This is a genomic window from Accumulibacter sp., assembly GCF_023806565.1.
Classification (GTDB): domain Bacteria; phylum Pseudomonadota; class Gammaproteobacteria; order Burkholderiales; family Rhodocyclaceae; genus Accumulibacter.
Genome location: NZ_JAMTDV010000118.1, coordinates 1 through 10253 on the forward strand (window position 1 = coordinate 1; position 10253 = coordinate 10253).

At 63.8% G+C, this 10253-nt stretch carries 7 protein-coding genes; 6 read left to right on the plus strand and 1 reads right to left on the minus strand.

Annotation, left to right across the window (positions count from 1 at the left end):
• Positions 1 to 186 precede the first annotated feature (186 nt).
• The 6 genes from NFV80_RS13465 (at position 187) to NFV80_RS13490 (ending at position 8530) form a co-directional block, all read left to right on the plus strand.
• Entirely contained in the window at positions 187 to 1161 is a 975-nt protein-coding gene (locus tag NFV80_RS13465) for a quinone oxidoreductase (RefSeq protein ID WP_295331285.1), read from the plus strand.
• Positions 1161 to 2495, plus strand: coding sequence for a TAXI family TRAP transporter solute-binding subunit (locus tag NFV80_RS13470; protein ID WP_295331286.1), 1335 nt, complete (start codon positions 1161 to 1163; stop codon positions 2493 to 2495). Before NFV80_RS13465 ends, NFV80_RS13470 begins: the two co-directional genes overlap by 1 nt.
• Positions 2495 to 3118, plus strand: coding sequence for a ParA family protein (locus tag NFV80_RS13475; protein ID WP_295331291.1), 624 nt, complete (start codon positions 2495 to 2497; stop codon positions 3116 to 3118). The genes NFV80_RS13470 and NFV80_RS13475 overlap by 1 nt, the downstream gene beginning before the upstream one ends.
• Before the next feature lie 146 nt (positions 3119 to 3264).
• A complete protein-coding gene (gene dnaE, locus NFV80_RS13480) occupies positions 3265 to 6732 on the plus strand; it encodes a DNA polymerase III subunit alpha (RefSeq protein WP_295331287.1) in 3468 nt (1155 codons plus the stop codon).
• Positions 6733 to 6810: 78 nt separating this feature from the next.
• Complete coding sequence (locus NFV80_RS13485; protein ID WP_295331288.1) at positions 6811 to 7293, plus strand: WbuC family cupin fold metalloprotein; 483 nt, start codon at positions 6811 to 6813, stop codon at positions 7291 to 7293.
• Between the two features lie 550 nt (positions 7294 to 7843).
• On the plus strand, positions 7844 to 8530 hold the full coding sequence (locus tag NFV80_RS13490) for a lytic transglycosylase domain-containing protein (RefSeq protein ID WP_295331289.1): 687 nt from the start codon (positions 7844 to 7846) through the stop codon (positions 8528 to 8530).
• A gap of 29 nt (positions 8531 to 8559) precedes the next feature.
• Here the strand turns inward: NFV80_RS13490 and plsB are convergent.
• On the minus strand, positions 8560 to 10253 hold a 1694-nt coding region (gene plsB / locus NFV80_RS13495; protein WP_295331290.1), incomplete at its 5' end, for a glycerol-3-phosphate 1-O-acyltransferase PlsB.

Below are 10253 nucleotides of genomic sequence, written 5' to 3' on the forward strand. Positions count from 1 at the left end.
CCGCGAGGTCAGAGCGAGAGGAAGGCCGCGCAAGGCGATCGAGGCGGCGGCTTCGCCTTTTTCCGAACAATTGTCGATGGATATTTGAGCCCGGCCTCTTCTTGACTTGTTCGGCGCTCTTTTGCGCTTGCCCAAAAAGCGGGCGCGACACTAGACTGTCAGGTCACGTCACTCGAGGAGATCGCCATGCCTTTTGTCATTCGTATCCACCAGACCGGTGGACCAGAAGTGATGCGCTGGGAGGAGATCGCTTTGGCCGAGCCCGCGCCCGGGGAAGTGCGCGTGCGGCACGAGGCCGTCGGCCTCAACTACATCGACGTCTACCACCGCAGCGGCCTCTACCCGCTGCAGTTGCCCAGCGGCATCGGCCTCGAAGCAGCCGGTGTCGTCGACGCGGTTGGCAGCGGGGTGAGCGACCTGAGCCCCGGCGATCGCGTCGCTTACGCTGGCGGGCCGGTCGGCGCTTACAGCCAGGTACGCTGCCTGCCGGCCGACCGTTTGTTGAAGCTGCCGGACGCAATTTCCTTTGCTACCGCCGCGGCGATGATGCTGCAGGGCCTGACCAGCGCCTACCTGCTGCGTCGCACGTATCGCGTGCAGACCGGCGACGCCGTTCTGATCCACGCTGCAGCGGGCGGTGTTGGGCTGATTGCCTGTCAGTGGGCGAAAGCGCTCGGCGCGACGGTGATCGGAACGGTTTCCACCGAGGCCAAGGCGGCCTTGGCTGCGGCACACGGTTGCGACCACGTCATCGACTACACGCGCGAGAACTTTCCGCGGCGGGTTCGCGAGATCACCGCGGGCACCGGAGTGGCAGTGGTCTACGATGGGGTGGGCAAGGATACCTTCGCCGGCTCGCTCGACAGCCTGCGTACCTGCGGCATGATGGTCAGTTTCGGCAACGCTTCCGGCCCCGTGCCGCCATTCGACCCGCTGTTGCTTTCGCAGAAGGGCTCGCTCTTCCTGACGAGACCGACGCTGATGCATTACACGGCGAAGCGGGACGACCTGCTTGCGCTGGGCGCCGAACTGTTTGACGTAGTCGGATCGGGGAAGGTGAGGATCGAGGTACATCAGACGTACCCGCTGGCCGAGGCGGCGACCGCGCACCGTGATCTCGAAGCGCGCAAGCATACCGGATCGACCATCCTGCTGCCTTGATGAAGCGCCTGCGCGCCCGCCTGGTCGCCCTGCGCTACATGCTGGCGACGGCCTGGCCAATCGTCCTGATTTCGGCAATTGGCCTGGTCGTTGCCTATCAGTTCGTCTCGCCCGAGCCACCGCGGCACATCACGATCTTCACCGGCAGCGAAACCGGGGCCTACTACGGCTACGCGCAGCGCTACGCCAAACTGCTGGCGGCGCGGGGAATCACCCTCGATGTCCGGACTTCTGCCGGCTCGGAGGAGAATCTCTCACGACTCGAGAAGGGCGAAGGGGAGGTCGCCTTCGTGCAAGGCGGCACTGCACCGCCGGCTGGCGACGACGATGGTGCAGGCTCGCTCCTTTCGCTCGGCAGCGTTGCCTACGAGCCGGTGTGGGTCTTCTACCACGGCACGCAGCGCATCGACAGGCTGCACCAGTTGGCCAATCGGCGCGTCGCCGTCGGCGAAGACGGAAGTGGCATCCGCGGACTCGCGCTGCAGCTTCTCGAAGCGAACGACATTTCTCCGGCCAGTCCGAATCTCCTGCCGATCGCCGGACTCACGGCAGCGGAAGCGCTGCAGCAGGGGCAGATCGACGCCGCTTTCATCGTTGCTGCACAGGAAGCGCCCGTGGTGCAGGTGATGCTGCGCTCGCCCGGACTGCGCGTGGTCAGCCTGAGCCAGGCGGAGGCCTATCTGCGTCGATTCCCTTTTCTCTCCAAAGTCCTTCTGCCGCGCGGCGTCGTCGATCTGGTGCGCGATGTGCCGCCGCGCGACACCTGGCTGCTGGCGACGACGGCCAATGTCGTCGTTCGCAGCGACCTGCATCCGGCGCTGGTCAGCCTGCTGCTGCAGGCGATGACCGAGGTCAATGGCAAGGGTGGCTTCTTTCAGCGCGCCGGCGAATTTCCGGCGTACAGGGATCATACCTTCCAGTTGTCGAAGGATGCCGAACGCTATTACAAGTCCGGGCCGCCCTTTCTCCAGGTCTACCTGCCGTTCTGGCTGGCAGTGATGGTCGAGCGCCTGTTCGTGATGGTTCTGCCGCTGTTGATGCTGTCGCTGCCGCTGCTGAAATTTGCGCCGGCCATCTACAGTTGGCGGGTGCGCTCGAAGATCTTCCGTTACTACGGTGATCTGAAGTTCCTCGAAAACGATCTGCGTCATCACTACGACCCGACACGCCACAAGGAGTATGTCGAGCATCTCGACCGGATCGACGAAGGCGCCAGCCTGCTCAATATCCCGCTGGCTTTCAGCGATCTGCTTTACACTCTGCGTGAGCATATCAACCTGGTTCGTGAGGAGTTGCGCCGCCTCGACGCGAGCCGTGACGAGGGCGATGAATGATGAAATCCATCCTGATTGCGAATCCCAAGGGCGGTTCGGGGAAGTCGACGCTGGCGATCAATCTCGCCGGCCATCTGGCGAGCCTCGGTCATCGCGTGATGCTCGGCGACGTCGACCGTCAGCAATCGGCTCGCGAATGGCTGCGCTTGCGTCCGTCGATCCTGCCGACGATCCGCAGTTGGGACATCGAACCAGGAAAAACGGCCCGGCCACCGAAGGGAACGACGCACGTCGTCCTCGACACGCCGGCCGGCCTGCACGGCAAGGCGCTCGATTCAGTGATCAAACAAGTGAATCGGGTGCTCGTTCCGGTGCAGCCCTCACTCTTCGACATACTCGCGACGCGCCATTTTCTCGAAGTGCTGCTCGCCGAGAAGGCGGTGCGCAACGAAAACGCCTTCGTTGCCGTGGTTGGCATGCGTGTCGATCCGCGTACCCGTTCCGCAGCGGAACTCGAGCGCTTTCTCGCGCAATACGACCTGCCGGTGCTCACCCACCTGCGCACGACGCAGCTTTACGTGCAGACGACGATGCATGGCATGACGATGTTCGACCTCTCCGCGTCGCGCGCGGCCAAGGATCTCGAACAGTGGCAGCCGATCATCGACTGGGTGAACCATTGAGCCACGACGCCTGAGCGCTTGCGGTAACGGTCCGCGGCGCGAAGCAGGAGCGGCGTATCGACGAAGAGGGGTTGACCACACCCCGGCGGCGGCTTCGTCCTGCGATCATCGCTTTGGTCGGCCCGGCCTCGCGGTAGAATGACCGCATGTCCCACGCCCGCTTCATCCACCTTCGCCTGCACAGCGAGTACTCGATCAGCGACGGCATCGTCCGTCTCGACCACGCGGTCGCACGCGCTGCCCGCTGCGGCATGCCGGCGCTGGCACTCACCGATCTCGCGAATCTCTTCGGCCTGGTCAAGTTCTACACCGCCGCACGTGGCAAGGGAATCAAGCCGCTGCTCGGCAGCGACGTCCATCTGGCCAACGAGGCCGACCCGGATCGACCCTATCGCCTGTTGCTGCTCTGTCGCTCCCACCAGGGCTATCTGCAGCTCTGCGAACTGCTCTCGCGCGCCTACCTGTCGCCGCGGGTGCGCGGGCGAGCCGAGATCACGCGTCGCATGTTGCAGGAAGTCGGCGTCGATGGACTGATCGCGCTCTCCGGCGCGGCGGCCGGCGATGTCGCCGAAGCGCTCCTGCAGGGCAATCGGCAACAGGCAGTGGATCGCGCGCGCCGTTGGCAGCAACTTTTTCCGGGCGCCTTCTATCTCGAGGTGCAGCGCTATGGGCAGGCACAGCAGGAGTCGCTGCTCGCCGCCACCGCCGATCTGGCTGCCGACCTCGATTTGCCGCTGGTCGCGACGCATCCGATCCAGTTTCTCGAACGCGACGATTTCAAGGCACACGAGGCGAGGGTGTGCATCGCCGAAGGCTACATGCTCGGCGATCCACGCCGCCCGCGACCGTACACGGAGGAGCAGTACTTCAAGTCGACTGAAGAAATGATCGAGCTGTTTGCCGATCTTCCCGAAGCGATCGAGAATGCGGTGGAGATTGCCCGCCGCTGCAACCTGCAGATCACCCTTGGCAGGAGCTACCTGCCGGCTTTCCCGACTCCCGAGGGTGTCACGCTCGACGACTATCTCCGCCGGGAGGCGGTTGCCGGCCTCGAAGTGCGCCTGCGGCAGCTTTTCCCCGATCCCGCCGAGCGCGCCGAGCGGCGCCCGGCCTACGATGCGCGCTTGCAGCTCGAAACCGACACCATCGTGCAGATGGGGTTTCCCGGCTACTTCCTGATCGTTGCCGATTTCATCAACTGGGCCAAGAACAACGGTTGTCCAGTCGGTCCGGGGCGTGGCTCGGGTGCCGGCTCGGTCGTCGCCTACGCACTTGGCATCACCGACCTCGATCCTCTGCGCTACGCCCTGCTCTTCGAACGTTTTCTCAACCCGGAGCGGGTATCGATGCCGGATTTCGACATCGATTTCTGCCAGGACAACCGCTGGCGCGTGATCGACTACGTCCGCCAGAAATACGGTGCCGCCGCCGTGTCGCAGATCGTCACCTTCGGCACCATGTCGTCGAAAGCGGTGATTCGCGATGTCGGCCGTGTCCTTGATCTGCCGTACAATTTCTGCGATCAGCTCGCCAAACTGATTCCGGTCGAGACCAACAAGCCGCTGTCGCTGGCCAAGGCGATTGCCGCCGAGCCGCAGTTGCAGGCAAGGATCGCCGACGAGGAGGAGGTTCGGGAACTGTTCGATCTGGCGGCCCGCCTCGAGGACCTGACGCGCAACGTCGGCATGCACGCCGGCGGCGTGCTGATCGCGCCCGGCAAGCTCACCGACTTCTGCCCGGTCTATTCGGCCGACGGCGGCGGCTCGGTGGTCTCCCAGTACGACAAGGACGACGTGGAGAAAGTCGGGCTGGTGAAATTCGACTTTCTCGGCCTGCGCAACCTGACGATCATCCAGCTGGCAGTCGATTACGTCGAGCAGTTGAGCGGCGAGCGTCCCGATCTCGCGGCGCTCGCCTTCGACGATCCGCAGGCGTATCAGATCCTCCGCGAGGGCAATACGACTGCGATCTTCCAGGTCGAATCGGAAGGCATGAAGAAGCTGGTGCGGAAGCTCGCGCCCGACCGCTTCGAGGACATCATCGCCGTACTCGCGCTCTACCGGCCGGGGCCACTTGGTTCCGGAATGGTCGACGACTTCATCCTGCGCAAGAAGGGTCAGCAGAAGATCGACTACTTCATCGACGATCTCCAGGTCTGCCTCGAACCGACTTACGGGGTCATCGTCTACCAGGAACAGGTGATGCAGATCGCGCAGATCATCGGCGGCTACACGCTGGGTGCTGCCGACCTGCTGCGGCGCGCGATGGGCAAGAAGAAGGCCGAGGAAATGGCGCTGCACCGCGACCTGATGCGTGCCGGGGCGAAGAAAAAGGGCTATGACGAAAAGCTGGCGATGCAGCTTTTCGACCTGATGGAGAAGTTCGCCGAATACGGTTTCAACAAGTCGCACACCGCCGCCTACGCAGTGGTCACCTACCATACCGCCTGGCTCAAGGCGCATCATTGCGCGGCGTTCATGGCGGCGACGCTGTCGTCGGACATGGACGTGACCGACACGGTCAAGGTCTTCCACGACGACGCCGTCGCCAACGGCCTGCGCATCCTCGGCCCCGACGTCAACTCGTCCGCCTACCGCTTTACGCCGGTCGATCGCGGGACGATTCGCTATGGCCTCGGCGCCGTCAAGGGCACCGGCGAGCAGGCGGTCAATGCGATCCTCAGGGCACGCGAAGCCGATGGTCCGTTCCACGACCTGTTCGACTTCTGCCGGCGTGCCGACAAGCGTCTGGTCAATCGCCGGACGATCGAAGCGCTGATCCGTGCCGGCGCTTTCGATTCGCTCGACCCGCATCGCGCGCGTCTGCTCGCTTCGGTCGGCATCGCCATCGAAGCGGCCGAGCAGGCCGAACGCAACGCCATGCAGGCAAGCCTGTTCGATCTCTTCGAAGTCAGCGAGCAGGGGGGCGAACATGGTCCATCCTACGTCGAAGTGCCGCGCTGGAGCGAACGACAGCAGCTGAACGAAGAGAAGCTGGCGCTCGGATTCTATTTCTCCGGCCACCCTTTCCACGCCGTGCAGGCCGAGGTGTCGCGCTTCGTCCGCAAGCCGCTGGCGGCGCTCGAGGCGAGGAAGGAAACACAGTTTCTCGCCGGGCTGGTGGTCGGCGTGCGCAGCAAGATCACTGCGCGCGGCAGGATGGTCTTCATTCAGCTCGACGACGGCACCAGCACGCTGGAAGTGTCGGTGTTCAACGAACTTCTCGAAGCCGAACGCGCCAAGATCACGGAAGACGAGGTGCTGATCGTCGAGGGACGCGTGCAGCGCGACGATTTTGCCGGGGAAGGCCGCGTCAAGGTCGTTGCCGAACGCCTGTTGACACTGGCCGAAGCGCGTGGCCGCTTCGCCCGGCATCTGCGCCTGTCGCTCAACGGCCAGGCGAGCAGCAACGCGCGTGGCGCAGTGCATCGCCTGCAGACGCTGCTGGCACCCTACACGCCAGGGGATTGTCCGGTTCGCCTCGCCTATCGCAACGGTGACGCAGCCTGCGAGCTGGTGTTCGGCGACGCCAGCCGGGTTCGCCTCGAAGACGATCTGTTGAGCGCCGTGCGCGAATGGCTCGGCAACGACAATGTCTGCGTGGACTATGCGTGATCCCGGGCGGTCGGTGCGACGGGAACTCGCCCGGCCGCTCGCCAAGGCCGACGCGGAAACTCTCTCAGGAAGGCACACATGAAAGCTCCGTTGCTGATCGATCGGACGCTGCTCGACGCGGTCACTCGCGAGGCCCGCGAAAATCCGCGTCAGCGCAAGAACCGCAACTTCCATCAGGGCGACGCGGCGGTCGCGCATCGCCTGCTCAATGCCATCGAGCCCGGCTCGTATCTGGCTCCGCACCGCCACCTCGACGCGAACAAGGACGAAACGATCGTCGTCCTGCGTGGCCGGCTCGCCGTATTCTTCTTCGACGACGACGGCAACGTCCGGCAGACAGTGGCGCTGTCGCCGCTGGGCGCGGTTTGCGGCGTAAACATTCCGCATGGCGAATACCACACGGTGCTGGCCCTTGATCCCGGGACGGTGATGCTCGAAGCCAAGGCCGGTCCGTACCGGCCGCTTGCCGAGGCCGAGCGCGCACACTGGGCGCCGGCCGAGGGGGAAGCGGAGGCACTGGCGTACGCGCAGATGCTGATCGCGCACTGCGAAAGCCTCTGAAATCGTTGCCATTGGCAACGACGATCAGGAAACTCTCCTGTGCGTGCAACTGCCGAGCCGGCTGAGGTGGCGGGGTCCGCGAGACAGGATTTCAACCCCCTGCCTGGCGAAGCACCCGGTTGGAGGCACTGATTTAACAGGTGTTGCGCGACAGGCAAGCAGGCGACAGGCTGATTCGACGGAGACGGAAATTCCGTATACCGATCAGGTCAGCGCTTCCTAGGCGACTGCCGTTCCCTGCTCTCTGCCGCTGCTCGTGGAGGCTCGCTCGCCGAGGCTGAATCGACGTCCAGTGGACTTTTTGCAACAGGTGATTTCGCCCGTCTTGACCAAGTCCATGATTTTCCATAGACTCCGTTCCGTCCAGTAGCAAATACACACATTGCAGTCATCCGGCTGCGTCTTTGCCGCTCTGTTCGCACACTGTCGAAGCGTACAGAGTTCCGGCCTCAGGGGCTGTGTCCCCCAAGCATTCGAGGCTTTGCACCCGCCTGTAACCGTCCATCGTCGAGCCGTTTTTTGGCGCGACGACCAAAGTGAAGGAGAGAGCATGTCCGCAACAATTTCACTAGGGAGCTTTAGCGGGCGTCGTCGCATCGACGCCACTTTGAGTTTCGTTCAACACAACCTGATGGTCGTCGGCCTGATTCTTGCTTTGGTCTTTTTCAAGCCTTTGCTCAGCGACGGCATTCTCGCCGAGGCTGAGCAGGTGGTAGTGGCCGGGCCTTCTGCGCCGGTAGAAGCTACGGAAACGCCCAATGCAGTTTCCGAAACTCTGCCGGCACGCATGCAGCGCGTCCTCGACTTCGTTTCGCGCCGCTATCGGGTGGCACCGGAAGCGCTGGTGCCGGTGTTCGAAGCGGCGCAGGCAGTGGGCCGTGAGCGTCGGCTCGATCCGTTGCTGATCATCGCCATCATTGGCATCGAGTCGCGCTTCAACCCCTTCGCGGAGAGCGCCAGCGGTGCCAAGGGTCTGATGCAGGTGATTCCGGGATATCACCTGGACAAGGTGCCGCAGGGCGCCGGGCTGCAGCCGTTTCTTGACCCGGTGACCAACATCCAGGTCGGCGTCCACGTCCTCGAGGAGGCCATCCGTACGCGGGGCAGTCTGACTGCGGGCCTGCAATATTACGGCGGCGCGCCGGATGATCACGAAGGTGGCTACGCGAACAAGGTTCTTGCCGAGAAGGAGCGCCTCGAGCAGGCTGCACGGCGAGGCCCGGGTGCCCGGGCCTGACGCGATTGTCCCGGAGCTGCCGTAGCGAGCTAGCCGCTGACGCCGGCGCGGGCAATGCGCCGGATTGCCTGTCTCGCTTCGACCGGGAGAACGAGCTCGGAATGTGCAAGCGGCGTCATCAGCCGCTCGTCAAAGTGCAGCAGTCCTTCTTGGTCCTCCCGCAGGAAGTCGGCCTCGACGAGGTTCGCGATGAAGGCGGCGAATGTCGCCTTTTCGGGAAACTCCGGGGTGTTGAATTCGTAGAGAAGGGATAGCCGCTGCGCGAGCAGATGACAATGGCTTTCCAGTGCCGCGCGGCTCAGTTGCCCCGTACCGTGTCGCTGGAGCACGGCCAGGGTAAGGAAGTGGCGTTCGAGGAGTGGGCGGATGCTTTCGCCGAGCAGATGCAGTTCCGCAGATTCTTGGCTGATCGGCTCCGGTGCTGCCAGCCTGCCCGAGACGGCTGAGCGCACCAGCAGGCCGCGCGCCAGGAGCACGCGGATGACGGTTTCACTCGCTGTACCGAGCTCTTCCAGGGGCCAGCGAAGGAAGAGTTCGGCGCGCATCAGCGTGCAGATCCCGGCCACAGCGCGCAGCACGCGCGCTGTATCCAGGCGACGGTTATGACTCAGCAGGCAGGCGATGACCGCCGGCAGGGCGAACAGGTGGACGACGTTGTTGCGAAAGTACGCAAGTAGCGGAGCCTGTTTGTCGCGCACGCGAATCAGGTCGCCCAGCGGGTCGGTAAAACGCTCGATGATTTCCAGTCGTTCGACATAGGCCACGATCTCCTCGGCTGGCAGCGTGCAGCCCACGGTGGTCGGCGCGTACGGTGCGTCGCTAGCCAACACCTGGTAGTGCTCGAGCATGCGCAGCAGCGAACGTTCGTCGGCCGTATGCTTGGGCGTGGCGAGCAGAGTGAGGGCAACGAGGTTCACGGGATTGAGCACCGCCGCCTCGTTGATTCGCTTGGCGAGTTCTGCCGCCGCGTCGCGCGTCGCGCTGCGCGACCAGGGTGGCGGGTTGACCGATCGTTCCTCGCTCCAGCCCGGGTGGTGGGTGTCGAGAAAGCCGGCGAGCAGCAGCGGCTCGCCGACGTTGACATGCACCTTGCCAAATACGCGTCGAATGTCGCGTACGCTTTTCACGATGCCGAGCAGCGATTCGCGCTGTTTCGGCTGGCCCGCGAGCTCGTCGAGATAGGTACGTCCCTCTATCAGCTTTTCATAGCCGATATAGATCGGCACGAACAGCAGCGGTCGCGAGTGCTCGCGGAGGAAGCTTTGCACGGTCATTCCCAGGATGCCCGCCTTGGGAGTCAGCATGCGTCCACTGCGGCTGCGCCCGCCTTCGATGAAATATTCGATCGGAAAGCCGCGCGCCAGCATCAGATGCAGGTATTCGTGAAAGACCGCTGCGTACAGTGGCTCACCCTTGAAGCTCCGGCGCAGGAAAAAGGCGCCGCCCCGGCGGAGGAGCGAGCCAACGAACGGCAGGTCGAGATTGGCGCCGGCTGCGATATGCGGTGGCGTCAGCCCCTGACGGACGATCAGGTAGGACAACAGGAGGTAGTCGACATGACTGCGGTGGCAGGGGACGTAGACGATCTCGTGGCCCGGGGCGATCCTGGTGACGACGTCGAAGCGGTGGAGCTCGATCCCTTCATACAGGCGGGTCCATAACCAGGACAGGAACAGCTCCATGGCGCGCAGGACGCCGTAGGAATAGTCGGAAGCGATCTCCA